The following is a 26,135-nucleotide window of genomic DNA, read 5'->3' as shown; positions in this document are numbered from 1 at the left end:
CGGCGATTCCTCCAATATTATTTTGCCGCCGCTGTCTTATGCAGCCTCATTCTGGCGGTTCGGATTGGGCGCGTTTGCCACGATGGAATAGCGCGTGGTGGCCGAGGACCGGCTGGCGAGCGAGCGCTCGCGCCAGATCCGGTTGGCTTCCTCATAGGAGGAGAACGGCCCGAATACGCGTGCTGTCCCCGGAATGACCTCGTGGAATTCCACGCATTGATATTCGCCGCCAATCACCCAGAATTGTCTTGGCATCGTGGTTCTCCTTTCTGTCCCCGAGCGGAACGCGTTCTTTCTAAGGTTGGAGAGAAATGCCGGATCGCGGGACAATCCGCGATCCGGCCAGTCTAAGGCCGGGGGGATGAGCACCGGCCCCAAAGGTTTACTCGGCCGCGATCGCCTTGGCCGGCGCATCGCCGTGGAACTGCTCGGTTTCGGTCGAGCCGGCCATCGCGGTCGTCGAGGACTTGCCCTGCGAGATTGCCATGGCGACGGCATCGAAATAGCCGGTGCCGACTTCGCGCTGGTGACGGACGGCGGTGAAGCCGATGTCCTGGGCCGCGAATTCGCGCTGCTGCATTTCCGAATAGGCACCCATGCCGCGCTGCGAATAGCCCTTGGCCAGCTCGAACATCGAGAGGTTGAGCGAGTGGAAGCCGGCCAGCGTTACGAACTGGTACTTGTAGCCCATCGCGCCGATCTCTTCCTGATACTTCGCAGCCTCGGCATCGCTCATCTTCTTCTTCCAGTTGAAGGAGGGCGAGCAATTGTAGGCGAGCAGCTTGTTCGGGTACTTCTTCTTGAACTCGGTGGCGAATTCGCGGGCCTCGCCCAGATCCGGCTCCGAGGTTTCCCACCAGACGAGGTCAGCGTAATCGCCATAAGCCAGGCCACGGGCGATCGCATGCTCGACCGAGTGCTTGTTGCCCTGCTTCAGGCGGAAGAAGCCTTCCTCTGTGCGGCTGTCGCGATCGATCCACGGATGATCGTAATCATCCACATCCGAGGTGATCAGGTTGGCGGCATGGGCGTCGGTGCGGGCGAGCAGCACGGTCGGCACACCACAGACATCCGCCGCGAGACGCGCCGCGTTCAGAGTGCGGATGAAGGTCTTGGTCGGGACCAGCACCTTGCCGCCGAGATGGCCGCACTTCTTTTCCGAGGCCAGCTGGTCCTCGAAATGCACGCCGGCAGCGCCCGATTCGATCATGCCCTTCATCAGTTCGAAGGCATTGAGCGGGCCCCCGAAGCCGGCTTCGGCATCGGCGATGATCGGCGCCATGTAATGGATGGAGGTGTCCCCTTCCATATGGGCGATCTGGTCGGCGCGGCGCAGCGTGTTGTTGATGCGGCGCACCACGTCCGGCACGGACGAGGCCGGATAGAGCGACTGGTCCGGATACATCTGGCCGGCATTGTTGGCATCGGCGGCGACCTGCCAGCCCGAGAGATAGATGGCTTCGAGGCCGGCCTTCACCTGCTGCATCGCCTGGTTGCCGGTGAGGGCGCCGAGGGTGCGGACGAACGGGCGGTTGGCGAGCAGCATGCGGAGACGCTCGGCGCCCATACGGGCGAGCGTGTATTCCATCTTGAACGAACCGGCGAGCTTCGCGACATCCGCGGGGGTATAGTCGCGCTTGTTCTGCGGGTTGTAAGATGTGGTGGGGGCGGACATGGTCTTTCCTTTCAAGTCAGAAGATCGTCGAGGATGCGCGGCTCATCCCTGATGCCGGAGCAAGCAAACATCATTTACAAGCCTTCACACGCATTCTCCTCTCACGCGCCATTCGCAGATGCAATAAGCCGTTGGAATTAGTCGAGAAACACGGAAAATGATTGACATACTCACAAATGTAATGTTGTGAAGTGTAAATATATTTACAGGAGGTTGCATGAAATCTCTCCGGATCGGCGGCAAGATCCGCCGCCTTCGCCAGGAGCGCCGGCTCAGCCAGGCGCAGATGGCCGCCGAACTCGCGATCTCGCCGAGCTATCTCAACCTGATCGAGAGCAACCAGCGCCCGGTCACGGTGCCGGTGCTGCTGCGCCTTGCCGAGAAATTCCAGGTCGACCTTGCCAGCCTTGGCGGCGAGGGCGACGAACAGCTCCAGACCGACCTGATGGAAGCCCTGTCGGACCCCGTCTTCGAGGCGGCTGACGTGAAGGCCAGTGATGTGAAGGAACTGGTCGCGCAACTGCCAGCCATGGGGCGCGCTTTCCTCGGCCTTTACCAGGCCTATCGGCGCGGCGGGGCCGGCGACAGCCGTTTCGGCGACGAGGCCGATGGCGAAGGCGGCATCCATGCCCTGCCCTCCGAGGAAGTGACCGAATTCCTGCAACGGCGCCGCAACCATTTCGCCGAACTGGAAGAAGCAGCCGAGCAGCTCTGGCAGGAGAACGGCCTCGCGCTGCTGACGCTCCAGCAGGATCTGGTGAAGGTGCTGAACATGCGCTTCGCCGTCGATGTCGAGATTGCGTCGGTCGATGCGATGCAGGGCCTGCTGCGGCACTACAACCCGCTGACCCGACGGCTGATGCTCTCGGAACTGCTGCCCCTGCCAAGCCGGACCTTCCAGCTGGCGCACCAGATTGCCTTTCTCGGCTACCGGAAGGAAATCGACCAGGCGGTTTCGGGCGGCAAGTCCTCCAGCCTGGAGGCGGATGCGCTGGCCGCCTCGGCGCTCGCGAATTATTTCGCAGCGGCGGTGATGGCGCCCTATGACCGGTTCCTCGAGGCGGCGCGGAGCACGCGCTATGCGATCGACATCCTCCAGCACCGGTTCGGCCTGTCCTTCGAGCAGGTCTGCCACCGGCTGACCACCCTGCAGCGTCCGGGCAATGAAGGCATCCCGTTCCACCTGATCCGGGTCGACATTGCCGGCAACATCTCGAAGCGATTCTCGCTGTCCGGGATCCAGATTGCCCGGTTCGGCGCCGCTTGCCCGCGCTGGAATGTCTATGATGCCTTCGCCACGCCCGGAATGCTGCGCGTGCAGGTATCCAAAATGCCGGATGGCAGCCAGTTCTTCTGCATCGCCCGCACGCTCACGCCGGCAGGCCGGGCCTTCATCCGGGGCGGTATGCCGCAGCGCGCCGGCACCCTGGCCATCGGGCTCGGCACCGCGATCTCCCATGCCCGCGAGATCGTTTATGCCGATGGCCTCAATCTCGACGATCCGCAGGTGGTCACACCGATCGGCGTCTCGTGCCGGACCTGCCCGCGCACGGATTGCGCCGACCGTGCCATGCCCGCGCTTGCGCAGCGGCTGTCCATCGACGAAAACAAGCGCGGCCTGTCGACCTATTCGATGGGCGGCTGACGAAGGAACCGCGCCGGAATGCCCAGCAAGCTCGAACAACTGAAAGCCATGACCGTCGTTGTCGCCGATACCGGCGACATGGCCGCGATCGAGGCGTTCAAGCCCACGGATTGCACGACCAACCCGACACTGATCCTCAAGGCCGCGGAAATGCCGGCCTATCGCCCTTTGGTGGAGGAAGCCGTGCATTGGGCGCAGGCGCAGAACCTCCCGGCGGCGCAGCGCGTCGAGGCCGCCTGTGACCGGCTCGCCGTGACCTTCGGCAGCGAACTGACGCGCCGGGTGCCGGGCCGCGTTTCGACAGAGGTCGATGCCGATCTCTCGTTCGATACGGCCAGGAGTGTGGCCAAGGCCCGACGGATCATCGCTGATTACGAGAGCCGGGGGATCGGCCGCGATCGGGTCCTGATCAAGATCGCCTCGACCTGGGAAGGCATCCGCGCGGCGGAGATCCTCCAGAAGGACGGAATCGACTGCAACCTGACGCTGCTATTCAGTCTGGCCCAGGCGGTGGCTGCGGCGGAAGCCGGCGCCTTCCTGATCTCGCCCTTCGTCGGGCGGATCCTCGACTGGTACAAGAAGGCGACCGGGCAGGACTACATGGCCGAAACCGATCCCGGCGTTGTCTCCGTCCGTTCGATCTATGCGTATTACAAGGCGCATGGCCACGGAACCGTGGTGATGGGCGCCTCGTTCCGCAATCTCGGCGAGATCGAAGCGCTGGCCGGCTGTGACCGCCTGACCATCGCTCCGGCCCTGCTCGACCAACTGGCGCAGGATCACGGGCCGCTTGCGCGGGTCCTGTCCCCCGACAGCCGCGGTGCAACCGCTCCGGCGCGGATCGCTGTTGACGAGGCCTCCTTCCGCTGGGCGATGAACGAGAATGCCATGGCCACCGAAAAACTGGCCGAAGGGATCCGCCTGTTCGCGGCCGATCTCGGCAAGCTCAAGGCCATGCTGGCGCCGATGGTGGAGGCTGCCTGAAGGCGGGGAAAACCAAGTCGACCTCTTGACACATTCATATGTATGAATGTAAAGGACGGGATCATCACTCCCGTCCTCCCGGAGGTCCCATGCTCGGTATCACCAAGCGCGCCTGGTCGCCCTATACGGCCGGCATCGTTGTCGGGCTGCTGCAGATTCCCGCCTTCCTGCTGATCGGCACGGCGCTCGGCACGTCCTCGTCCTATGTCACCATTTCCGCCAACATCGCCCAGTTCGTCGATCCCTCGATCGCCGAGATCAAATATGCCGCCAATCACCTGAGCGGCGCGAAGAACTGGTGGCAGGTGGCGCTGATTGCCGGGATCGTGCTCGGCGCCTTCCTGTCGTCGCGCCTGTCCGGCACGCCGCGCTGGGGCCATTCCCCGTTCTGGGCCAAGGCAATGGGCGCCCATACGCCGGCCCGTCGCTATGCGATGGCCACCCTCGGCGGGTTCATCATGGTGTTCGGTGCGCGGATCGCCGATGGCTGCACCTCCGGCCATGGTGTCTCGGGCATCGCCCAGCTCGCCATCGGCTCCTTCATCGCCGTCACGGCCATGTTCGCCGCTGGCATGATCACGGCCAATCTCATCTACAAGCGCGTCTGAGGAGACAGTCATGAGCGTTTTTGCTGCCATTCTCATCGGGCTCGCCATGGGCGCCATCTTCGGCATGGCGCTGGAAAAGGGCCGTGTCTGCGAAGGCGGAGTCATCGTCTGCCAGATGCAGATGTCCCGCCATGCCATGCTGAAGATGTTCCTCAGTGCCGTGGCCACCGGGCTGATCGTGCTGTCGATCCTGGTCGGCTTCGGCTTTGCCAAGCTCTCGCCCAAGGCGACGCTGTTCGCGGCGGACATTGTCGGCGGGGCCATTCTCGGCGTCGGGATCGTGATTGCCGGCGCCTGCCCTGGCACGGTCCTGGCGCAGATCGGCACCGGCTACAAGGATGCGATCTTCACCTTCATCGGCGGCCTCTTCGGTGCCCTCGCCTTCACCTACATGGAGCCGAACATCCTGAAGCCTGTCCTGACGGCCGGCTCCTACGGGAAGCTGACCCTCGACCAGCTGCTGGGCGTGCCTTTCCCGGCCGTCGCGCTGGGCTTTGCTGCCGTGATCATCGGGTTCCTCATCTGGCTGGAGAAGGTTTCTCCCTGGGAAAAGGAAATCGGCCCGAATGCCGATGGCGTGCCGGAAGATCCGGTGCCGCTGCCGGCGGCGGCGGCAGGCGCCGCCTCGCGCTGAACAGCAGCATTCCTCTCCCTGACTCTGGCAGCCCGCTCCCCCGGGCTGCCCGTTTTGTTTTGTCGCAGGTATCCGTCAGAGCGCGATTTCCTTGGACATTTGCGCCAGCTTCGCTATCTCCCGCGCCATGAGCACGGAACCGATCACCAATATTCGCAACTTCTCCATCGTGGCGCATATCGACCACGGCAAGTCGACCCTCGCCGACCGCCTGATCCAGAAAACCGGGGGTCTGCAGGAGCGCGAGATGGTCGAGCAGGTGCTCGACAGCATGGAGATCGAGCGCGAGCGCGGCATCACCATCAAGGCGCAGACCGTCCGGCTGAATTACCGGGCCAATGACGGCAAGGACTACATCCTCAACCTGATGGACACGCCGGGCCATGTCGACTTCGCCTACGAGGTCTCGCGCAGCCTCGCAGCCTGCGAGGGTTCGCTGCTGGTGGTGGATGCGAGCCAGGGCGTCGAGGCGCAGACGCTGGCCAATGTCTATCACGCGCTCGATGCCAATCACGAGATTGTCCCCGTCCTCAACAAGGTGGATCTGCCTGCGGCCGAGCCGGACCGGGTGAAGGAGCAGATCGAGGAAGTGATCGGGCTCGACGCGTCGGAAGCCGTGCCGATCTCGGCCAAGACCGGGCTCAATATCGAGGGTGTGCTCGAGGCCATCGTGACCCGCCTGCCGCCGCCGAAGGGCGATGTCTCGGCGCCGCTGAAGGCCCTGCTGGTCGACAGCTGGTACGATGTCTATCTCGGCGTGGTCGTGCTGGTGCGGATCATCGACGGCAAGCTCCGGAAAGGCATGCGCGTCAAGATGATGGGCACGGATGCTGTCTATGATATCGACCGGGTCGGCGTGTTCACGCCCAAGATGATCGACCTGGCGGAACTCACCCCGGGCGAGGTGGGCTTCATCACCGCCTCGATCAAGGAAGTGGCGGATACCCGCGTCGGCGACACGATCACCGAGGAGAAGAAGCCGACCGCGCAGGCGCTGCCGGGCTTCAAGCCGGTGCAGCCGGTGGTGTTCTGCGGGCTGTTTCCTGTGGACGCGGCGGAGTTCGACGAATTGCGGGCCGCGATGGGCAAGCTGCGGCTCAACGATGCCAGCTTCACCTACGAGATGGAATCCTCCGCCGCGCTTGGCTTCGGTTTCCGCTGCGGTTTCCTCGGCCTGCTGCATCTGGAAATCATCCAGGAGCGGCTGACGCGCGAATTCAACCTCGACCTGATCGCCACGGCACCGAGCGTCGTCTACCAGATCGCCCTGCGCGACGGCTCAGAGATCGACCTGCACAACCCGGCCGACCTGCCGGATGTGATGAAGATCGCGGAGATCCGCGAACCCTGGATCCGCGCCACGATCCTCACACCGGATGATTACCTCGGTGCGATCCTCAAGCTCTGCCAGGAGCGCCGCGGTAACCAGATCGACCTGACCTATGTCGGCAAGCGCGCCATGGTGGTCTATGACCTGCCGCTCAACGAGGTGGTGTTCGACTTCTATGACCGGCTGAAATCGATCTCGAAGGGCTATGCCTCGTTCGACTACACGATCACCGATTACCGCGAGGGCGACCTCGTGAAACTGTCGGTGCTGGTCAATTCCGAGCCGGTGGATGCGCTCTCCATGCTAGTTCACCGCAACCGCGCCGAAGGCCGCGGCCGGGTGATGTGCGAGAAGCTGAAAGACCTGATCCCGCCGCATCTCTTCCAGATCCCGATCCAGGCGGCGATCGGCGGCAAGATCATCGCCCGCGAGACGGTGCGTGCCCTGCGCAAGGACGTGACGGCCAAGTGCTATGGCGGCGATATCAGCCGCAAGCGCAAGCTTCTGGACAAGCAGAAGGAAGGCAAGAAGAAGATGCGGCAGTTCGGCAAGGTCGAGATTCCGCAGGAAGCCTTCATCGCTGCCCTGAAGATGGACAGCTGAGCACGATCAGCTTGCTGGGGCCGGATCCAGCCCGGCCGGCAGGTCGAGACCGGTGGGTTTTGGCTCATCAAGCAGCAGGTGGGTGGCTCCGGCACCGAGCCACATGCCCAGCAGGGCCAGCCAGGCCGTGACGGAGAAGATCGCCCCGCCGGAAATGCCGGCGCCGACGGCACAGCCCCCTGCCATGATCGAGCCAAACCCCATCAGCACTGCGCCCACCATGTAGCGCATCATGCCGGACCGGGTGTCGAACACGGTCAGCCGCCATTCGCCGGCAAGCAGGGCCCCCAGTGCTGAACCAACGAAAACACCGGGCACGAGCAAGGTATCGAAACCCGGCGGACGATTGTTCGGCGCAAGGACGCGCATCAGCAGTTCCGCCGAGGGCCCGGAGAAGGTGATGCCCCGCGCAGTCCCGGTTTCCATCGCTGCCATGCCGATCTGCGCGCTGAGCAGATAGGCGAGAGCCACGGAAAGACCGGCGCCCATTCCGCCGATCCAGCCCCAGAGGCCGACCTTGCCCCGCCAGGCGAAGACAAGCGCGGCAGAGAACCAGAGTCCCGCGAAGCCGAGGCGGCCGGCGGATCCGCCGCCGAGCTGGGCCATCCAGTCCCGCGAGGGGCCACCCTCGATGGTCCAGAGTTCGGACAGCGCGATCCGCAGGGGTTCCAGCGCGCCCTGCCAGGCGGCCTGTGCCGTCACGACGAAGACCAGCCCGGTGACGAGCGCCCGCATGTTGCCTGTTGCCGAAAGGACGAGGAGCCGGCTGGCGCAGCCGCGGGCGAGGACCATGCCGATGCCGAACATCAGCCCTCCCAAGGCCGCGCCCGAGAGCGACCCCCGGCTCTCGAGTGCGCGGATTCCGGCGAGATCGACCTGACCGGCTGCGACAAGTCCCTGCAGCACGAGAATCGTACTGCCGAAGGCAAGCAACCAGATCGCGAGCTTGCGGCCATAGGCCCGCGACACGAATTCGACAACGGCCGCGCGCAGGCAGAACTGGCTGCGTTGCGCCATGAACCCGAAGAACAGCCCGGCCAGCAGACCGGCCACGGCCAGGGCGGGGCCGATTCCCCAATCCGAGACAAGTGCTTCAAGGTCCACCATGGACCGGATCCCCCGTTGATACGACCTGAATTCTGGCCTTTGGCCCAGGCCTGTCCTTGACCATGATCAACGGGCACCACCGTCATGCCTGACGGCGAGGCTATTCGGCGCCGGCGATTTCCAGCTTCTTCGGCGCGACAATGAACCCACCGGACTGGCGGGCCCAGAGATCGGCATAGAGACCGCCGGCCGCAAGCAATTCGGCATGCGTGCCCTGCTCGAGGATCCGGCCCTGATCCAGCACAACGAGGCGGTCCATGATCTGCAGCGTCGACAGGCGATGCGCGATCGCGATCACGGTCTTGCCGGCCATGAGCGTGCCGAGATTCTCCTGAATCACGGTCTCGACCTCGCTGTCGAGCGCACTTGTGGCCTCGTCGAGCACGAGGATCGGAGCGTCACGCAGGATCACGCGGGCAAGCGCGATCCGCTGGCGCTGACCGCCGGAGAGCTTGACACCCCTTTCGCCAACATGGGCGTCCAGCCCGCGGCGGCCGAGCCAGTCCTGCAGGTTTCCGACAAAATCGGTCGCCTGCGCCCGGGCGAGCGCCGCATGCAACTCGGCCTCGGACGCATCCGGGCGGCCATAGAGCACATTGTCGCGGATCGAGCGGTGCAGCAGCGCGGTATCCTGAGTCACCATTGCGATGACCCCGCGCAACGATTCCTGCTTCAGGCCGGCAATATCCTGCCCGTCGACAAGGATACGGCCCTCCATGACGGTGTTGAAGCGCAGCAGGAGGTTGACAAGGGTGGACTTGCCGGCGCCGGAGCGCCCGACAAGGCCGATCTTCTCGCCGGGGCGGATCACGAGGTCGATGTCGCGGAGGATGGGCAACCGGTCATCGTAGGAAAAGGAGACCTTGCGGAAGGCGATCTCGCCGCGTTCGAAGCGCAGGGGCACGGCATCCGGGCGGTCCTGCATCGTGACCGGGGCGGTCAGGCTTTCCATGCCCTCCTGCACGATGCCGATATTCTCCATGATGCCGGAGATTTCCCACGCGATCCAGCCGGAGGCGCGCACCAGCGAGAGGACAAGCGTCATCGCCATGGTGAAGCCGCCGACCTCGATGGCGCCGCGGCTCCAGAGCCAGAGGCCAATCGCGCAGGTGGTGCAGACCGTGGTGGCGCTGAGAAAGGAGAGGAAGCCGGAAAAGCCGATCTGCAGCCTTTGCTGGGCCTGGAACAGGTGGTTGGCCTCGCGCACGGCCGCCGCCATATAGGCATCATCCCTGGCCTTCTCGCCGAAGAGCTTCAGCGTCTGGATGTTGCCGAAGGCATCAACGACCTTGCCCATCAGCATCGAGCGGCCCTCGGAAGCCGCCTGTGCCCGCTGGCGCTGCTGGGGCAGGAAGAGCCGCAGGATCAGGAGATACGCGCAGAACCAGAGTGCGACAGGGAGTGCCATCCGCCAGTCCTGCGCAGCGATCAGCCCGACCGAGCCGAGCCCGTAACAGGCGATATAGATGATGGCCTGGATGAAGGAGATGGTCGCCTGGCGGACTGCTGCCCCGCTCTGCATGACCCGGTTGGCCAGGCGCCCGGCAAAGTCGTTGTGAAAGAAGCGCAGGCTCTGGCCGATGAGCCGGCCATAGAATTGCCAGCGCATCCGGCTCTGCCAGCCCGGCTCGATACCAAGCCGCCCCAGCGAGAAGGCGGAGAGAAAAACCAGCGGGCGCAGGATGAGCACGACCGCGAGCATGGCCAGCAGCGTCGGCATGGCTTCGGCGAAGAAGCGCTCGCGCGGAGTCGTTGCCAGCAGCCCGACAAGGTGCCCGATGAAGAACGGCACCACCGTGTCGAGCAGCGCGTCAATCATGGTCAGGGTCGTCAGGACCGCCAGAGGTCCACGGACCTGCCGGATCTGCTGCCCGAGGAACGGGAAAAGCGAAGTCGGTTCGCCCGGCGGAGCGGGCATGACCGGAGGGATCAATCCCTCCAGCCAGGCAAGGAAACGGTGCATGTGGGGCTCAGCAGGCGTGAAGCGGGCGTGCCCGCCTCCGGCCTCAAGCAACGAAGGCGGCGGGCCTGTCCCGGCAATGGCGATCAGTTGGTCGCCAATGAACCGGATTCGGTGGCCCGCATCAAGCCTCAGCCCGCCTTGACACCGATCTCCTTGATCAGCGCGCCCCATTTGTCGCTTTCCGACTTGAGGAAGGCCGCCAGTTCCTGCTGGCTCGACCCGACGATCTCGCCGCCGAGCTTGCCGAGCTTGCTCGCGACTTCAGCCTCGGCCAGCACAGCCTTCACATCGGCATTCATGCGGGCCACAATGGCCGGCGGCGTTTTGGCCGGAACGAACAAGGCGAACCACGACGAGACATCGAAGCCGGGCACGGTATCATTGATCGGCGCGAGGTCGGGTGCCAGTTTCGACCGCCTGGCGGTGGTGATGCCAAGGGCCCTGATCGTGCCAGCCTGAGCTTGCGGCAGAGCGGCGGTGATGTTGTCGAAGATGCAGTCCAGCCGGCCGGCAATGAGATCGTTCTTGGCCTCGGCCGTGCCCTTGTAGGGCACATGGATCATCTTCGTGCCGGTCAGCTTCTGGAACAGCTCGCCCGAGAGATGGACCGAGGTGCCGATACCCGAGGAGCCGAACGACATGGTGCCCGGCTTGGCTTTCGCCAGGGCGATGAATTCCGCGACCGATTTCGCCGGGTGGTTGGGTGGCACGACCATGATGTTCGGGACCATCGCCATCAGGCTGACGGGTTCGAAATCCTTCACCGGGTCATAGGGCAGCGACTTGTAGAGATAGGGGTTGGTGGCCATGCCGACCGAAACGACGAGCATGGTATTGCCATCCGGCGCGGCCTTGGCGGCCTGATCGGTACCGATATTGCCGCCGGCGCCGCCCTTGTTCTCGACAACGATCTGGTTGCCCCAGATGGCGCCCAGCCGCTCGGCAACAATGCGACCGATCACATCGGTTGCGCCGGCCGGCGGAAAGGGAATGACCATCCGGATTGTTCCCGCTTTCGGCCAGGCGCCCTGCCCGCGCGCAGCGGTTGCAAGAAGCGGCGTTGCGGCAAGGCCGGCCAGCACGGCACGGCGCGGGATCGTCCTGTTCGGGTCGCTCATCATTCCTCCTCGTATCCCTCAGGTCACACGGCCGCATGGGGCGGCGCGTCCGGGATTTGCGGCCAGCCTATCCAAGACCGGCAGATTGAAAAGCGAAAAAATCGGGCTTTCAGACCGGCCAGGTCACCGGAGGCCTTTCGCTCAGGGCGAAGCTGGCCTGGGTCTGCACCAGGATGCCGAGAAAGATCACCAGAAGCGGCAGGAGCCGGCGGGCAGAGGATCTGGACATGGGCGATTCCCCTTCATTTTCACCACCCCATCCTGCTCTCTCGACACGCCGAAATCCTGAATCCTTTCCCTCGAAATGTTCTGGTCCGGCTGGTCTGGTTAACCCTTTGCTGCCATGCTCTGCCCACCATCACGAGGGTCGAATCGATGCCGGACGAGGCCTTGACGACACATGCACGGCGGCAAAGGACGGGGGGCAGACCGGGGCTTGCCGCCCTTGTCCTCGCATTCGTGGCCGTGACGGGTCCGGCCCTCGGCCAGCAGACCCAGACCGAGGAAATGGAGCGGCGGGCAAAGGTCCTGTCGCTGCTTCCCAACAATGCGGCCAAACGCATTTTCGGCACGACACCGGGCCCGGCCAATCTGGAGCCGCGCGCCATCGGATCATTCGCCCGCGGTTGCCTTGCCGGCGCGAAGGCCCTTCCTGTCGATGGCGAGACCTGGCAGGTGATGCGCCTCTCGCGCAACCGCAACTGGGGCCATCCCGATCTCATCGCCCTGATCGAGGGCCTTGCGCGCAGGGCCCCGCGCGAGGCCAAGTGGAACGGCCTTCTGGTCGGCGATATTTCCCAGCCGCGGGGCGGGCCGATGCTGACCGGCCATGCCTCGCACCAGATCGGCCTCGACGCGGATATCTGGCTGACCCCGATGCCGGAAAGGACGCTGAGCCGGGCGGAGCGGGAAACCATGAGCGCGACCAATGTCGTCCGGTCCGACTGGATGGATGTCGACCCCTCCGTCTATACGCGCAGCCATCTCGCGCTGATCCGCCTGGCAGCGCGTGAAGGCAAGGTGAGCCGGATCTTTGTCAACCCCGCCATCAAGGTCGCCCTGTGCCGCGATGCCGGGGCCGACAGGGCCTGGCTCTCCAAGGTGCGGCCAATGTGGGGGCATAATTTCCATTTCCACATCCGCATGGCCTGCCCGAAGGGCGATGCCTCCTGTGTCGACCAGCCGCTTCCGGCAGACGGGGATGGCTGCGGCACGGAACTGCAGGACTGGCTGAAAAAGCAATATGCGGCGATGAACAAGCCCAAGCGGCCACCGGGACCGGCCAGCAAGCCCAAGCCGCCGCCGAAGCCATGGACGCTGGACGACCTCCCGGATGAGTGCCGGCAGGTTGCCGTATCGCGCTAGCGAACAGCCCAGACGATCAGCCCTTGCGCAGCACGCCGGCGAGCCGCTCGAGCGCGGCATCGAGCGTCGACTGGCGTTTGGCAAAGCAGAGCCGCACCACTGTCCGGACCGGATCCTCGGCGTAGAAGGCCGAGACCGGGATCGCCGCGACGCCGTGTTCGGCAACCAGCCTCTGGCAGAAGGCGGCATCGTCGGTCTCGCCAAGCGGGGCGATGTCGATATTGAGGAAATAGGTCCCGCGCGAATTCAGGACCGGAAAGCCGAGATCCTGCAGGCCGCCGGCCAGATAATCCCGTGCCTGCTGGAAATCGGTACGCATCGCGTGGAAGAAGCTGTCCTCCTTGCCGAGGCCGTAAGCTACCGCAGCCTGCAGGTTCGGTGGCGTCGTGAAGGTGAGGAACTGGTGCGCCTTGGCAAGCACCCGCATCAGTGCGGGCGCGGCCATGACCAGCCCGACCTTCCAGCCGGTCAGGGAGAAGATCTTGCCCGCCGAGCTGATCTTCACGACGCGCTCGCGCATGCCCGGCAGGCCGATCAGCGACTGGTGGCGGATGCCGTCGAAAACAACATGCTCCCAGACCTCGTCGCAGACGGCGATGGCATCATTCGCCATGCAGAAATGCGCGAGCATCGAGAGATCCTCGAGCGGGCAGACCGTGCCGGCGGGATTGAGCGGGTCATTGAACAGCACGAGCTTGGTCCGCGGCGAGAACGCGGCTGCCAGATCTTCGGCCGTGAACCGCCAGTGCGGGGGCCTGAGCGTCACGAATTTCGGCACGCCGCCTGCCCGGAGCACGAGCGGCAGATAGGCATCGTACATCGGCTGGAAGAGTACGACCTCGTCGCCCGGGTTGATCAGCGAGAAGAGCGCGCCAGCCAGAGCCTCGGTCGCACCCGATGTCACCATGATCTCGCTGTCAGGATCGAAAGCGAGGCCCTGATGGCGGGCGAAATGGGCGGCGGTGGCCTGCCGCAATTCGGGGATGCCCATCATAGGGGGATACTGGTTCCAGCCCGAGACCAGTGCTTCCGCCGCTTTCGCGCGGATATCCTCGGCGCCGGGATCATCCGGGAAGCCTTGCCCGAGATTCACCGCCTGATGCTCGCGGGCCAGGCGCGACATGGTCTCGAAGATCGTGGTCGGCAGTCCGGCATAGACCGGATTCATGGGTTTGGACACGCGGCACCCTCTTCGGCAGCAGGCTCTGGTGCGGTTCTTTAGCCGCAGCCCCGGGACTTGGCCAGCCCGCCCCGCCGGAGGGGCACCATCATCGGGCGCACTCGCCCAGCACGACCGCACTCATGGCTTGACTGACACATGATTCCTGATAAAATTCGAAAATCATCAGTTATCAATCATAATCTGTGCAATGAACATCCGTCATCGCCTCTCTGCAGAAGCCACGCGGGAACGCATTATCGCTGTCGCGGAGGAGCATTTCCGGCGCGTCGGCTATGCCAAGACCGCTGTAGCCGACATTGCCGCCGCGCTCGGCATGTCACCGGCCAATATCTATCGCTTCTTTCCGTCGAAGAGCGCCATCAACGACGCGATCTGCGCCAAGATGATGCACGAGGTGGACGACATGGCACGGGAGATTCTGGCCCGTCCACTGCCGGCGCCGGAAAAGCTCCGCATCTTCCTGCTCGAACTGCACCGGCACAACAAGTCAACGCTGACGCATGAACACCGCATCCACGACATGGTCGAGGTCGCAATGGCCGAGAACTGGCCCGCCATTAAGGCCCATATCGATTCCATGGTTGGCGTCATGGCCGAGATCATCGGCGAAGGCATCCTCTCGGGACATTTCCGCACCGTGCTGCTGCCGGAATTCGCGCAGACCGCTTTAGAGGCGTCCGCGAAGATCATTCACCCCACTCTGATCGCCCATAGCGCGGATGAGGATCAGGAGGAGCAGACCGGCCGCCTGACCGACCTGATCCTTGCTGCCCTGCGCCCGTAACCCATCGAGCCCCCCATGACCGATCCGACCCCCGCCGCCGAGACCCCGCCCGCCGCCGAACCGCACCAGCCGAAAACCCGGCTCGGCGCCAGGGCACGCCGCTTCATTCCGCTTGCCGTGATCCTTTTGGCCGGGGCCGGTGCCGCCGGCTGGGCCCTGACCGGGAAGCCGCCCGAAAAAACGGTTGCGGCATCCCCCGATCTCCTTGTCCGCCCGGTTCAGGTGCAGGCCGTCCGGCTGCAGGAAATCGTGCAGCCGAAGGTCCTCGTCGGAACGGTCCGGGCGCGGATCGAGACGGACCAGGGCTTCCGCGTCGCCGGAAAGATCGCCGCACGCAAGGTGCAGGTTGGCGACCGGATTTCCGCCGGCACCGTGCTGGCCAGTCTCGACGACACCGATTTCCGGCTGAACCGCGAGAGCGCCGAGGCCGACCTTACGGCAGCCCGATCGGCAGCCCGGCAGGCCGAGCTGGAACTCGAGCGGATCCTCGATCTTCGCGCCCGAGGCTGGTCCACCGAGCAGGCCAGCGACCGCCAGCGCACGACGCGCGACGAGGCGATCGGCCGGGTCCGGCGTGCCGAAAGGCAGGTCGAACTGACCACCAATTCGCAATCCTATGCCGATCTTCGGGCGGAATCCGACGGCATCGTCATCAGCGTCGCGGCGGAAGTCGGCCAGGTGGTTGCCGCCGGCCAGACCATCGTCCGCATCGCCCGCGATGGCGATCGCGAGGCGCTGGTCGCGCTGCCGGAACAGGAACTGGCGCTGGCCCGGCAGGGCCGCGCCGAGGCGGAACTCTGGTCGGAACCCGGCAAGCGCTACCCCGCCACCTTGCGGGAATTGTCGCCCAGCGCCGATGCGGGAACGCGCACCTTCGCGGCGCGGTTCACGCTTTCCGGAATCGCGCCCGATGCCCCGCTCGGCATGACGGCCACGATCACGCTCGCACCGCCGGAATCGGTCCGTATGGCCCGGATCCCGCTTTCCGCAGTGCTGAACGAAGGCCAGGGAACCGAGGTCTTCGTGGTCGAGGCCGGAACCGGCCAGCTGGTCCGCCGGAAGGTGGAGCTGCTGGCAACAGATGGCCGGCTGGCCACAATCCGCTCGGGCCTCTCCGAAGGCGACCAGGTGGTCACGATGGGGGTCCATACCTTGCGCGCCGGCCAGAAGGTCCGGGTGCTGACGGACGCACGGCAGGGGTAATCACATGCGCGGCATCAATCTCTCGGCCTGGGCCGTCCGGCACCAGACGCTTGTGCTTTTCCTGATCCTGCTGATCGGCGCGGTCGGAACCCTGTCCTACATGCGCCTCGGCCGGGCCGAGGACCCGTCCTTCACGATCAAGGTCAGCGTGATCACCGTGGCCTGGCCGGGCGCAACCGCGTTCGAGATGCAGAACCAGGTGACCGACCGGATCGAGAAGAAATTGCAGGAACTGCCCTATTTCAACCGCGTCCTGACCTACAACAAGCCGGGCTTCGCTGCCTTGCAGATGGAGTTCAAGGATTACACGCCCGCGCGGCAGGTGCCCGAACTCTTCTACCAGATGCGGAAGAAGCTGGGCGATCTGAAACCCGAGCTGCCCTCGGGCGTGATCGGGCCGAATGTCAATGACGAGTTCGGCGATGTCGATTCCATCCTCACCATGATCACCGGCGACGGCGCTGACTATGCCCAGCTCAAGCGGATTGGCGAGGACCTGAAGCGGGCCTTGCTGAAGGTGCCGAACGTCACCAAGGTGACGCTCTACGGCGCACAGGACGAGCAGATCTTTGTCGAGTTCAGCCATACCAAGCTGGCAACCCTCGGCATTCCCGCCAGCGCGATCTTCGACGCAATCGCCCGGCAGAATGCCGTCACGCCCGCAGGCACGTTCGAGACGCAGGCCCAACGAATCCCCGTCCGCGTGACCGGTGCGCTCACCGGCACGGAGGCCGTGGCAGCGATCCCGGTCGAGGCGAATGGCCGGACGATCCGGCTTGGCGATATCGCCAATGTGACACGCGGCTTCGAGGACCCGAGCGATTTCCTGATCCGACAGGATGGCAAGCCCGCGATCGGCGTCGGCGTCGTCATGCTCAAGGGCGCGAATATCCTGACCCTCGGGAAGGATATCGAGAAGGCGCTGTCCGAATTCCAGGAAACGGTGCCGGTCGGGTTCCAGATCGACCGGATCGCCAACCAGCCGAAGGTGGTCGGCGATTCCGTCTACGAATTCGTCAAGGCCTTCGTCGAGGCGCTTGTGATTGTCCTTGGCGTCTCTTTCCTGACTTTGGGCTGGCGGACCGGAATCGTGGTGGCCACCTCGGTGCCGCTCGTGCTCGGCATCGTGTTCACCGTGATGGATTTCGCCGGGATCGACCTGCACCGCATCTCGCTCGGCGCCCTGATCATCGCGCTTGGCCTTCTCGTTGATGACGCCATCATCGCGGTCGAGATGATGATCGTCAAAATGGAGGAGGGCTGGGACCGGATGAAGGCGGCCGCCTATGCGTGGGATTCCACGGCCTTCCCGATGCTGACCGGCACCCTGATCACTGCAGCGGGCTTCCTCCCCGTGGGGCTCGCGAGCTCGGCGGTCGGCGAATATACGGGCAGCATCCTGTATATTGTCGGAATCGCGCTCGTCGCCTCGTGGTTTGTCGCCGTGATCTTCACCCCCTATCTCGGCGTGAAGATCCTGCCCGATTTCAAGAAGGGCCATGGTGAAGGCCATGCCTCCCTGTACGAAGGGCGCTGGTACATGCTGCTCCGCCGGATCGTCACCTGGTGCGTCACGCACCGGATCAAGGCGCTCGGGGCCACGGCTGCCGTCTTCGCGATCGCCGTTGCCGGCTTCTCGCGGGTGCCGCAGCAATTCTTCCCGCTGTCGGAGCGGCCGGAACTGTTCCTCGAGATGCGCCTGCCGGAGGGGTCGTCGATCACCGCGACCAACGCCGTCGCCCGCGAGGCCGAAGCTTTGCTCAAGGGCGATCCCGATATCATCCATGCCACGACCTATATCGGGCAAGGCTCGCCGCGGTTCTGGCTCGGGCTGAACCAAGTCCTGCCGAACGAGGCCTTCTCGCAGATCGTCATCCTCTCGAAGGATGTCCCGGCGCGGGAGCGGATCAAGACCCGGCTCGAAACCCGGGTCCGGGAAGGGGCGCTCTCGGCCGCCCGGGTGCGCGTCGACCGGTTCAATTTCGGCCCGCCAGTCGGGTTCCCGGTACAGTTCCGCGTTGTCGGCACAGATCCGGCCGAGGTGCGCCGCATCGCCTATCAGGTCCGGGATACGATGCTCCGGAACAACAAGGCGATCGACCCGCATCTCGACTGGAACGAGCTGATGCCGGCCATCCGCCTTGTGGTCGATCAGGACCGGGCCCGCGCCTTCGGGCTCGATCCGAGCGCGATCGCGCAGACCCTGCAGACGCTGATCTCGGGTGTCACGGTGACGACGATCCGCGACGGCACCGAACAGGTGCAGGTCGTCGCCCGCGCCGTGCCGGGCGAGCGGCTTGATCCGACCCGGTTGGGCGATTTCACCCTCACCGCCCGCAATGGCGTGCCGGTGCCGCTCGCCCAAGTGGCGCGGATCACGCAGGATTACGAGGAACCGATCCTCTGGCGCCGCAGCCGCGACATGTCGATCACTGTCCGGGCGGACATTATCGACGGCGTCCAGGCGCCGGATGTCACCACCGAGATCTGGACCGCGCTGAAGCCGATCCGCGATGCGGTTCCGCTGGGCTACCAGATCCAGATCGGCGGGGCGATCGAGGAATCGGCCAAAGCCAACGAATCGATCTTCAAGCTGTTCCCGGTCATGTTCATGGTGATGCTGCTGCTGCTGATGGTGCAGCTGCAGAGTTTCACCAAGGTCTTCCTGGTGCTGATGAGCGTGCCGCTCGGCGTGATCGGTGCTTCGCTGGCGCTGAACCTGTCGGGCATGCCCTTCGGCTTCGTGGCGCTGCTCGGCCTGATCGCGCTCGGCGGGATGGACATGCGCAACTCGATCATCCTTGTCGACCAGGTGCAGCATGACATGGATCGTGGCCTGCCTATGCGGGAAGCCATCGTTGAATCGGTGATCCGGCGGGCGCGGCCGGTCATCCTGACGGCCATGACGGCTATCCTGGCGATGATCCCGCTCTCACGCAGCGCCTTCTGGGGACCAATGGCCGTCACGGTGATGGGGGGGCTTTTCGTGGCCACCTTCATGACGCTGCTCTTCCTGCCTGCCCTCTACTCCTTCTGGTTCCGGAAGCGGATCCGGGACGAGGAAAAGGCCAGCCGGCGCGCGGCCGACATCACGCCGGCCAATGACAGCGAAGGATCGGAGCCAAGCACGCAGGCTGCGGCCTGACGGTCTCAAACGATGCAGAACGGGGCGGCAAAATCGAACCTTGCCGCCTTCCCGGGGCCTGCCTAAACCTGTTCCCCGGGGAGAACGAGCAATGGGCACAATCCCGGCAGATCCGGCAGGGGAATTCGACGACATCATCGTGGGCGCCGGTACGGCCGGCTGCCTGCTGGCGAACCGGCTGAGCGCCGATCCCGCGCGCCGGGTTCTCCTGCTCGAGGCGGGTGGAAACGATCGCTACATCTGGTTCCACATTCCGGTCGGCTATCTCTTCCTGATCGGGAATCCGCGGGCCGACTGGCTGTTCAAGACAGCGCCGGTGGCCGGGCTCAACGGCCGCTCGCTGCTCTACCCGAGGGGCAAGGTGCTGGGCGGCTGCTCGGCCATCAACGGCATGATCTACATGCGTGGCCAGTCAACGGATTACGATGGCTGGGCGCAATTCGGCCTGTCGGGCTGGAGCTGGGACGATGTGCTGCCCTATTTCCGCCAGCACGAGGATTTCTTCGCCGGGGCCGATGCCCTGCATGGCGCGGGCGGCGAATGGCGCGTCGAGCCGCCCCGCGTGCGCTGGGAGATCCTCGACCGCTTCCGCGATGCCGCGGAGCAATGCGGCATCCCCAAGGTCGAGGATTTCAACCGCGGCTCGAACGAGGGCTCGGCCTATTTTCAGGTCAACCAGAAGAAGGGCCTGCGCTGGAGCGCCGCGCGGGGTTTCCTCGATCCGGTCCGGAGCCGGCCGAACCTTACCATCCTGACCGGGGCCGAGGCTGAGCGGATCCTGTTTGACGGGAACCGGGCTTCCGGCCTGGCCTTCCGCCAGGATGGCCAAAGTCGGATCGTCCGGGCGCGGCGGAGCGTCGTGCTGGCGGCCGGCGCCGTCGCCTCGCCGAAACTGCTGATGCTCAGCGGGATCGGGCGCGGCGAAACCCTGCGCGGCTTCGGCCTCGATGTCGTGGCGGATCGGCCCGGCGTCGGGCAGAACCTGCAGGACCATCTCCAGATCCGGCCGATCTACAAGGTCCGCAATGTCCGGACGCTCAATGCTGATTATGCCAACCTGATGAAGCGCGCCTGGATGGGCGTGGAATTCGCATTGTTCCGCAGCGGGCCGATGACCATGGCGCCCTCGCAACTCGGCGTGTTCACCCGGTCGGATGCCCGCTATGCCATGCCGAACCTGCAATTCCATGTCCAGCCGCTCTCGCTCGACAAGTTCGGCGAGGGGCTGCATCCCTTCCCGGCCTTCACGGCCTCGGTCTGCAACCTGCGGCCTACGAGCCGGGGCGAGATCCGGCTGGCCAGCGCCGACCCGTTCGAGGCGCCGGTAATCGACCCGAATTATCTGGCCACCGAGGAAGACCGGCAGGTGGCGGCGGATTCGCTGCGGCTGGTGCGGCGAATTGTGACCTCCGAGGCTTTGCGCCCCTATGAGCCGGAGGAATACCGCCCCGGCCCGGAGATCCGGAGCGAGGCAGACCTGATCCGCGCGGCGGGTGATCTCGGCACGACGATCTTTCACCCGGTCGGAACGGCCCGGATGGGCCGACGGGACGACCCGTTGGCCGTGGTCGATGAACGCCTCGCGGTGATCGGCGTCGAGGGCCTGCGCGTGATCGACGCTTCCGTGATGCCGACGATCACCTCCGGCAATACGAATTCGCCCACATTGATGATCGCCGAGAAGGGCGCGGCCATGCTGATGGCCGACACGCGATGAGCGGCGGGCCGGCCCGTGACGGGCTCGCCCGGCTGCTGGCGCGAGGCCTTGCCCGGCATTTTGCCCAGAGGGGGCTGTCGGTCTTTCCGGAATTGTCCCTGCCGAACGGGCGCCGGGCCGATCTCGTTGCCCTGTCGGAACGCGGGGCCATTCACATCATCGAGATCAAGTCGTCGGTGGAAGATTTCCGGGCCGACACCAAGTGGCGGGACTACCTGCCCTATTGCGAGCATTTCTACTTCGCGACCCATCCCGATATGCCGCTGGCGATCTTCCCGGAGGAGACAGGCCTGATCCTCGCCGACGGATTCGGCGCGGAAATCCTGCGCGAGGCTCCGCCCCGGCCGCTGGCTGCCGCGACCCGGAAGGCACTCACGATCCGGCTGGCGCGCGTGGCATCCGCCCGCCTCAGCAGCCTGCTCGACCCGGAGGGTCGTTACCCGGACATGATGTAGCGGCCTGGCCATAGAGGCCCGCATAGCGAAGCCGAAAATGGTGCCTGCCCGATTGGGCCAGCGCCTCGGCCGGCAGACGGGCATGCAGCTCGATCCGGTGCGGCACCATAAAGTCCGGAAGCGTCTGGCGGCAGAATTCGCGCAGCAGGTGCGGCGTCACGCGCGGACGTGCCACCGCGACAAGCACGACGGCCTCTTCGAGAAGCGGGTGCGGAACACCGAAGGCGAAAGCCTCGTCAACAAGCCCGCTATCAAGGACCTGCTGCTCGAGATCCTCCGGCGCGAGGATGCGCCCGGCCGTGCGGATGAGATCCTTCGGGGAGGGCAACCGGAACAGCCGCCCGTCTGCCTCCCGCCAGCCGATCTCGCCCTGGTCGAACGGCGGATCCGTTGCCGGCTCGCTGCCACAAGGCCGGCAGGGGATGCCGCTGTCGCCGGAATGCACCAGATACCCGGCCTGCCCGGGCCGAGCCTCCCCCCGCGGCCGGCGCATGACACGGATTTCGGTCCCTGGCAGGGGATAGCCGATGCAGCCGGGGGGCGGGAGTTCCGAGCCGATGCGAAGCCGTGCCGCAGCGAGGTGAAAAGATGTTCCGTAGACGCAATCGATCGGTGCAGCATCGATCCGGCTGCGGGTCTGGCCAAGCATGGCCCGGCCGAGGCTTCCGGACGTGGCGACCAGATGCCGGATGGAGCCGCTTTCCCCGGCTCCGTCCGGCCGGGCGAGCCAGCGCCGCCATGCCTGCACGGTCGTGAAGCAGGCCACGGGGCCGCATTCTTCGGGGATAACTCGGGCATTCTCCGGATCGGCCAGCCAGACGGGCCGGCCTGCATCGAGGAGGCCCAGACCGACGACGAGGCCGGCCCAATGCGTCATCGGCATGGCGAGGAGGCCGGAGAGAGCTGGGGCCAGATCAAGGGACCTCACCAGACGCCGCGCATTGGCCAGGACCGGCCCGATCCCATGCAGGTAGCCCGCCTCGCCCGTCAGGGACCCTGACGCCATCAGGACCTGCCCGCGCATTGCGAAGCGCAACGGGCTTTCCCGACCGGCTTCCCCCGGAGGCCGGCTCCGGGGCCATTTCCGTGGGAGTGTTTCGATGAAATGGATGCGCTCCGGCGACAGCCCGACCTCCTTGCCGCCGGCCATGGACGGCTCAAAGGTCAGGCAGGCGGAGGGACGCCAGAGACGGACGATATGACAGAGATCGGCCGTAGACAGATCGGGCGGGAAGGGCATGGCGGTTGCCCCCAGCGCGAGGACCGCCAGCAAGGCGACCCAGCCGTCCATGCCTTGCGGAAGAAGAAGGAGGATGCGATCGCCCGGCAGGACACTTCGCCTCGCGAGGATCGTCGCCCAGAGCTTGACCCGGGCATCGAGATCCGCGCGGGACAGATCGCCCGAGGCATCCGCGAGCGCCAGCTCAGCGCCGGTTGTGGCGAGATCACGGGAGAGCAAGGCAGGCCATTCGGCCATGAACCCCTCCGGCTATCGGACTCTTTGGGATGACGGGAGAGAAGAGCGCCCTGCCTGTCAGCAGGGGGTGACAGGCAGGGCGCGAGGCGCCATGGAGGGGCAGGAAACCCGCCATGCACCTACATTCCGGCTCGTCCTGTAGCGGGGGCGAAGTGAGCGAGCCGAAACGGGAAAGCAAGCCACCGGACCATCCGGGCGCAGCCTGCAGAAAAGGGGCGGTCAGTCCCGCGGATAGGGTGAACCGGAACCGGGCAAAACCCCTGCCCGCAGATGGGCAAGCCGGCGGCGCCGATCGGGAAGATTGCGGTACTCATGGATTGCAAAGGCCTGCGCCATTACGCCCTCCCCGGGGCTTGGAAACATGCAATGGAAACGCGTGATCAAACAAAGAGCAGAAAAACAGACGTCGAACTTGTCCTATGGTTGTCCTATCTTTCTAAAGCTGTCAAGCCTCCCTGCGACGACTGCGTCAAATCAGTCGCCACGCATGGATCCAGGCAGGAAAGAAGGGCAGGCCGGGCCGGATTCCCGGCCCCGATCACTCAACGCGGCGCGCGTTTCGCAAGGATGCGCTGGAGCGTCCGTCGATGCATGTTCAGCCGGCGCGCGGTTTCGGAGACATTCCGGTCGCACAATTCGAAAATCCGCTGGATATGCTCCCAACGCACGCGATCAGCCGACATGGGGTTTTCCGGCACGGCAACGCGGACCCGTTCCTCGCCGACAAGGACGGCAAAGACATCCTCGATATCGGCCGGCTTCGGCAGATAATCAGCCGCGCCGCGCTTGATGGCCGCCACGGCGGTCGCGATATTACCGTAGCCGGTCAGGACCACGGCCCGCGCATCCGGACGATGCCGCTTCAGCGCGACGATAACATCCAGCCCGTTGCCATCGGGCAGGCGTGATTCCACGACAAGGCAATCGGGTGCATTCCGGCTGATCACGGCGATAGCCTCGCCGATCGATTCGATGACCTCGACATCGAAGCCGCGGGGCTCCAGCCCCCGCAGCAGCCGCGACACGGCAAGCCGGTCATTGTCGACGATGACGAGGGTCCGGCGGCCCGCTGCCGCCATACCGCCAGTGCTTCCGCCTATTCCGGTCGGATCGGTTCCAATGCGCAACGACATCACGCCTCCACGTCGATGTCCCGGTGCCTTCAGGGCAAGATTCCGGTGTTCAACGCGGTTTACGGCAAATGGTCCGGTTTGGATGAGTCCCGCGGCCAGAAAGGCGCGAATTCTTGTCAGCCGCCCGCCGGTCACAGGCAGTTCAGGCCCGATCCCGCCGCTGCGCAGAAAAAACAAGAGGCCGTCCCCATGGCGGAAGCGGCCCTTGCCGGCCCAAAATCGGGGCTGGCGCCGTCAACAGCCATTGACAATGGCGTCAACAGATTCTCCGATCCGCAGATAAGCCGAACGCGCTCAAGCGCCCGGCCCAATTCGGGAGCGTCTGTCATGAAAATCAACCTGTCCCGCCGCCATGCGCTGGGCCTTTCCGCTGCCCTGATGGCGGCTTCTTCCCTGACCGCCATGGGCCCGGCCCTCGGCCAGACGCCGAAGGACACGGTCGTCATGGCCAAGCAGATCGACGATATCATCTCGCTCGATCCGGCCGAAGCCTTCGAGTTCTCGGGCGTCGAGGTCGGCGCGAATGTCTATGACAAGCTGATCGGCGTGGACATCAAGAACGGCAATGCGCTGGTCGGCGATCTCGCCCAGAGCTGGACCGTTTCGGATGACAACCTGACCTATACGTTCAAGCTGCGCCCGGGCGTGAAGTTCCATTCCGGCAACCCGCTGACCGCGGCCGATGTGGTCTATTCCTTCCAGCGGGCGATCGTGCTCAACAAGTCTCCGGGCTTCATCCTGGCGCAGTTCGGCTTCACCAAGGAAAACGTGCTCGAGAAGGTGAAGGCGGTGGATGACAGCACCGTGAGCATCACGGTGTCGAAGCCCTTCGCGCCGACCTTCTTCCTGAACTGCCTGACCTCGGGCGTCGCCTCGATCGTCGATTCGAAGACGGTAAAGGCCAACGAGAAGGACGGCGATTTCGGCAATGCCTGGATGAAGGCCAATTCGGCCGGCACCGGTGCCTATATCGTCCGCGCCTGGCGGCCGAACGAGCAATATGCGCTCGAGGCCAATCCGAACTGGTTCAAGGGCGCGCCGAAGAACCGCCGTGTCATCGTCCGCCATGTCGCGGAGCCGGCCTCCCAGCGCCTGCTGCTCGAAAAGGGCGATATCGATTTCGCCCGCAACCTTTCGAAAGACCAGCTGGCGGCCGTCAAGGGCAACCCGCAGATCACGACCGTGCAGGGCGACAAGGGCTATATCCTCTATCTCGGGCTGAACACGAAAAACCCGAATTTCGCCAAGCCGGAAGTGCGTGAGGCGGTGAAATGGCTCGTCGATTACGAAGCCATCGAGAAGAACATCGTGCAGGGCACGTTCCAGCAGCACCAGAGCTTCCTGCCGAAAGGCTTCCTCGGGGCGATCACCGACAAGCCGTACAAGTTCGACGTCGCCAAGGCGAAGGAGCTGCTCGCCAAGGCCGGCCTGCCGAACGGCTTCACCGTGACGATGGATGTCCGCTCGACCTCGCCGATCACCGATATCGCGCAGGCGATCCAGGCGGGATGGGCACAGGCTGGCATCAAGCTGGAGCTGATCCCCGGCGATGGCCGCGCCACGCTGACCAAGTATCGCGCCCGTCAGCACGACATCTATATCGGCCAGTGGGGCCCGGATTATCTCGATCCGCATACCAATGCCGAGACTTTCGCGATCAATGTCGACAACACGGATAACGCGAAGTCGAAGACGCTGGCCTGGCGCAATGCATGGGACATCCCCGAAATGACCAAGACCACGCAGGCCAACGTGCTCGAGCGCGATGCCAACAAGCGCAAGGCGGTCTACGAGGCCCTGCAGCGCGAGCACCAGAAGACCTCGCCCTTCGTGATCATGTTCCAGCAGATCGAAGTGGCGGCGGCGCGGTCCAACGCGAAGGGCTTCGTCGTGGGTCCGACATCGGACACGAACTTCTACCATACGATCTCGAAGGAATGAGCGGGCGCCTGATGGCGTGACGCTCCCCGAATCGCCGCCCGGCCCCGTGCCGGGCGGCGATTTCC

At 64.9% G+C, this 26,135-nt stretch carries 20 protein-coding genes; 12 read left to right on the top strand and 8 right to left on the bottom strand.

Annotation, left to right across the window (positions count from 1 at the left end):
* Positions 1-36 precede the first annotated feature (36 nt).
* On the bottom strand, positions 37-255 hold the full coding sequence (locus tag P0652_RS13385; RefSeq protein ID WP_284179329.1) for a DUF4170 domain-containing protein: 219 nt from the start codon (positions 253-255) through the stop codon (positions 37-39).
* A 127-nt stretch (positions 256-382) separates the two neighbouring features.
* Positions 383-1,675, bottom strand: coding sequence for an isocitrate lyase (aceA, locus tag P0652_RS13380; protein WP_284179328.1), 1,293 nt, complete (start codon positions 1,673-1,675; stop codon positions 383-385).
* A 217-nt stretch (positions 1,676-1,892) separates the two neighbouring features.
* On the opposite strand from aceA, the gene P0652_RS13375 reads away from it, so the two are divergent.
* From P0652_RS13375 to lepA, 5 genes are all read left to right on the top strand, one after another.
* Positions 1,893-3,320 carry a helix-turn-helix domain-containing protein gene (locus P0652_RS13375; protein ID WP_284179327.1) on the top strand — a complete coding sequence of 476 codons (1,428 nt, stop codon included), beginning with the start codon at positions 1,893-1,895 and terminating at the stop codon, positions 3,318-3,320.
* Positions 3,321-3,338: 18 nt separating this feature from the next.
* Complete coding sequence (gene tal / locus P0652_RS13370) at positions 3,339-4,304, top strand: transaldolase (RefSeq protein WP_284179326.1); 966 nt, start codon at positions 3,339-3,341, stop codon at positions 4,302-4,304.
* A gap of 89 nt (positions 4,305-4,393) precedes the next feature.
* Positions 4,394-4,912 (top strand): YeeE/YedE thiosulfate transporter family protein, encoded by a 519-nt coding sequence (locus P0652_RS13365; protein ID WP_284179325.1) that lies wholly within the window; start codon positions 4,394-4,396, stop codon positions 4,910-4,912.
* 10 nt (positions 4,913-4,922) lie between these two features.
* On the top strand, positions 4,923-5,546 hold the full coding sequence (locus P0652_RS13360) for a YeeE/YedE thiosulfate transporter family protein (RefSeq protein ID WP_284179324.1): 624 nt from the start codon (positions 4,923-4,925) through the stop codon (positions 5,544-5,546).
* A 127-nt stretch (positions 5,547-5,673) separates the two neighbouring features.
* The gene (lepA, locus tag P0652_RS13355) at positions 5,674-7,479 is read left to right on the top strand and encodes a translation elongation factor 4 (RefSeq protein ID WP_284179323.1); all 1,806 of its coding nucleotides are present in this window, start codon (positions 5,674-5,676) and stop codon (positions 7,477-7,479) included.
* Positions 7,480-7,485: 6 nt separating this feature from the next.
* On the opposite strand, the gene P0652_RS13350 is transcribed toward lepA, so the two are convergent.
* The 3 genes from P0652_RS13350 to P0652_RS13340 all read right to left on the bottom strand — a co-directional run bounded on the left by P0652_RS13350 (position 7,486) and on the right by P0652_RS13340 (position 11,667).
* Positions 7,486-8,586, bottom strand: a complete 1,101-nt coding sequence (locus tag P0652_RS13350; protein ID WP_284179322.1) for a YeeE/YedE family protein — start codon at positions 8,584-8,586, stop codon at positions 7,486-7,488.
* A 100-nt stretch (positions 8,587-8,686) separates the two neighbouring features.
* On the bottom strand, positions 8,687-10,549 hold the full coding sequence (locus tag P0652_RS13345; RefSeq protein ID WP_284179321.1) for an ABC transporter ATP-binding protein: 1,863 nt from the start codon (positions 10,547-10,549) through the stop codon (positions 8,687-8,689).
* Positions 10,550-10,677: 128 nt separating this feature from the next.
* A complete protein-coding gene (locus P0652_RS13340) occupies positions 10,678-11,667 on the bottom strand; it encodes a tripartite tricarboxylate transporter substrate binding protein (RefSeq protein ID WP_284179320.1) in 990 nt (329 codons plus the stop codon).
* 390 nt (positions 11,668-12,057) lie between these two features.
* On the opposite strand from P0652_RS13340, the gene mepA reads away from it, so the two are divergent.
* Positions 12,058-13,032 (top strand): penicillin-insensitive murein endopeptidase, encoded by a 975-nt coding sequence (gene mepA, locus P0652_RS13335; protein ID WP_284179319.1) that lies wholly within the window; start codon positions 12,058-12,060, stop codon positions 13,030-13,032.
* A gap of 16 nt (positions 13,033-13,048) precedes the next feature.
* Here mepA and P0652_RS13330 read toward each other — a convergent pair whose 3' ends face one another.
* Complete coding sequence (locus P0652_RS13330; protein ID WP_284179549.1) at positions 13,049-14,200, bottom strand: aminotransferase; 1,152 nt, start codon at positions 14,198-14,200, stop codon at positions 13,049-13,051.
* 202 nt (positions 14,201-14,402) lie between these two features.
* Between P0652_RS13330 and P0652_RS13325 the strand changes: the two genes are divergently transcribed.
* From P0652_RS13325 to P0652_RS13305, 5 genes are all read left to right on the top strand, one after another.
* Positions 14,403-14,999, top strand: a complete 597-nt coding sequence (locus tag P0652_RS13325; RefSeq protein ID WP_284179318.1) for a TetR/AcrR family transcriptional regulator — start codon at positions 14,403-14,405, stop codon at positions 14,997-14,999.
* A 15-nt stretch (positions 15,000-15,014) separates the two neighbouring features.
* Entirely contained in the window at positions 15,015-16,202 is a 1,188-nt protein-coding gene (locus P0652_RS13320) for an efflux RND transporter periplasmic adaptor subunit (protein WP_284179317.1), read from the top strand.
* A gap of 4 nt (positions 16,203-16,206) precedes the next feature.
* Positions 16,207-19,347 (top strand): efflux RND transporter permease subunit, encoded by a 3,141-nt coding sequence (locus P0652_RS13315; protein ID WP_284179316.1) that lies wholly within the window; start codon positions 16,207-16,209, stop codon positions 19,345-19,347.
* A gap of 91 nt (positions 19,348-19,438) precedes the next feature.
* On the top strand, positions 19,439-21,064 hold the full coding sequence (locus tag P0652_RS13310; RefSeq protein WP_284179315.1) for a GMC family oxidoreductase: 1,626 nt from the start codon (positions 19,439-19,441) through the stop codon (positions 21,062-21,064).
* Complete coding sequence (locus tag P0652_RS13305) at positions 21,061-21,519, top strand: MmcB family DNA repair protein (protein ID WP_284179314.1); 459 nt, start codon at positions 21,061-21,063, stop codon at positions 21,517-21,519. Before P0652_RS13310 ends, P0652_RS13305 begins: the two co-directional genes overlap by 4 nt.
* Here the strand turns inward: P0652_RS13305 and P0652_RS13300 are convergent.
* A complete protein-coding gene (locus P0652_RS13300; protein ID WP_284179313.1) occupies positions 21,473-22,996 on the bottom strand; it encodes an AMP-binding protein in 1,524 nt (507 codons plus the stop codon). The two genes, P0652_RS13305 and P0652_RS13300, sit on opposite strands and share 47 nt — an antisense overlap.
* Positions 22,997-23,538: 542 nt before the next feature.
* On the bottom strand, positions 23,539-24,075 hold the full coding sequence (locus P0652_RS13295; RefSeq protein ID WP_284179548.1) for an ActR/PrrA/RegA family redox response regulator transcription factor: 537 nt from the start codon (positions 24,073-24,075) through the stop codon (positions 23,539-23,541).
* Positions 24,076-24,456: 381 nt separating this feature from the next.
* On the opposite strand from P0652_RS13295, the gene P0652_RS13290 reads away from it, so the two are divergent.
* A complete protein-coding gene (locus P0652_RS13290; RefSeq protein WP_284179312.1) occupies positions 24,457-26,070 on the top strand; it encodes an ABC transporter substrate-binding protein in 1,614 nt (537 codons plus the stop codon).
* Positions 26,071-26,135 lie beyond the last annotated feature (65 nt).

It is taken from the genome of Rhabdaerophilum sp. SD176 (genome assembly GCF_030143245.1).
In the GTDB taxonomy this organism is placed as follows: Bacteria; Pseudomonadota; Alphaproteobacteria; order Rhizobiales; family Beijerinckiaceae; genus Rhabdaerophilum.
The sequence above is the reverse complement of the archived record's forward strand: the minus strand, read 5'-3'. Positions and strand labels throughout refer to the sequence as shown.

Bases quoted from the DNA above. Each gene is read 5' to 3' on its own strand.
- P0652_RS13385 (WP_284179329.1), bottom strand. From the start codon at position 255: ATGCCAAGACAATTCTGGGTGATTGGCGGCGAATATCAATGCGTGGAA.
- aceA (WP_284179328.1), bottom strand. From the start codon at position 1,675: ATGTCCGCCCCCACCACATCTTACAACCCGCAGAACAAGCGCGACTAT.
- P0652_RS13375 (WP_284179327.1), top strand. From the start codon at position 1,893: ATGAAATCTCTCCGGATCGGCGGCAAGATCCGCCGCCTTCGCCAGGAG.
- tal (WP_284179326.1), top strand. From the start codon at position 3,339: ATGCCCAGCAAGCTCGAACAACTGAAAGCCATGACCGTCGTTGTCGCC.
- P0652_RS13365 (WP_284179325.1), top strand. From the start codon at position 4,394: ATGCTCGGTATCACCAAGCGCGCCTGGTCGCCCTATACGGCCGGCATC.
- P0652_RS13360 (WP_284179324.1), top strand. From the start codon at position 4,923: ATGAGCGTTTTTGCTGCCATTCTCATCGGGCTCGCCATGGGCGCCATC.
- lepA (WP_284179323.1), top strand. From the start codon at position 5,674: ATGAGCACGGAACCGATCACCAATATTCGCAACTTCTCCATCGTGGCG.
- P0652_RS13350 (WP_284179322.1), bottom strand. From the start codon at position 8,586: ATGGTGGACCTTGAAGCACTTGTCTCGGATTGGGGAATCGGCCCCGCC.
- P0652_RS13345 (WP_284179321.1), bottom strand. From the start codon at position 10,549: ATGCACCGTTTCCTTGCCTGGCTGGAGGGATTGATCCCTCCGGTCATG.
- P0652_RS13340 (WP_284179320.1), bottom strand. From the start codon at position 11,667: ATGAGCGACCCGAACAGGACGATCCCGCGCCGTGCCGTGCTGGCCGGC.
- P0652_RS13330 (WP_284179549.1), bottom strand. From the start codon at position 14,200: ATGAATCCGGTCTATGCCGGACTGCCGACCACGATCTTCGAGACCATG.
- P0652_RS13325 (WP_284179318.1), top strand. From the start codon at position 14,403: ATGAACATCCGTCATCGCCTCTCTGCAGAAGCCACGCGGGAACGCATT.
- P0652_RS13320 (WP_284179317.1), top strand. From the start codon at position 15,015: ATGACCGATCCGACCCCCGCCGCCGAGACCCCGCCCGCCGCCGAACCG.
- P0652_RS13315 (WP_284179316.1), top strand. From the start codon at position 16,207: ATGCGCGGCATCAATCTCTCGGCCTGGGCCGTCCGGCACCAGACGCTT.
- P0652_RS13310 (WP_284179315.1), top strand. From the start codon at position 19,439: ATGGGCACAATCCCGGCAGATCCGGCAGGGGAATTCGACGACATCATC.
- P0652_RS13305 (WP_284179314.1), top strand. From the start codon at position 21,061: ATGAGCGGCGGGCCGGCCCGTGACGGGCTCGCCCGGCTGCTGGCGCGA.
- P0652_RS13300 (WP_284179313.1), bottom strand. From the start codon at position 22,996: ATGGCCGAATGGCCTGCCTTGCTCTCCCGTGATCTCGCCACAACCGGC.
- P0652_RS13295 (WP_284179548.1), bottom strand. From the start codon at position 24,075: ATGGCGGCAGCGGGCCGCCGGACCCTCGTCATCGTCGACAATGACCGG.
- P0652_RS13290 (WP_284179312.1), top strand. From the start codon at position 24,457: ATGAAAATCAACCTGTCCCGCCGCCATGCGCTGGGCCTTTCCGCTGCC.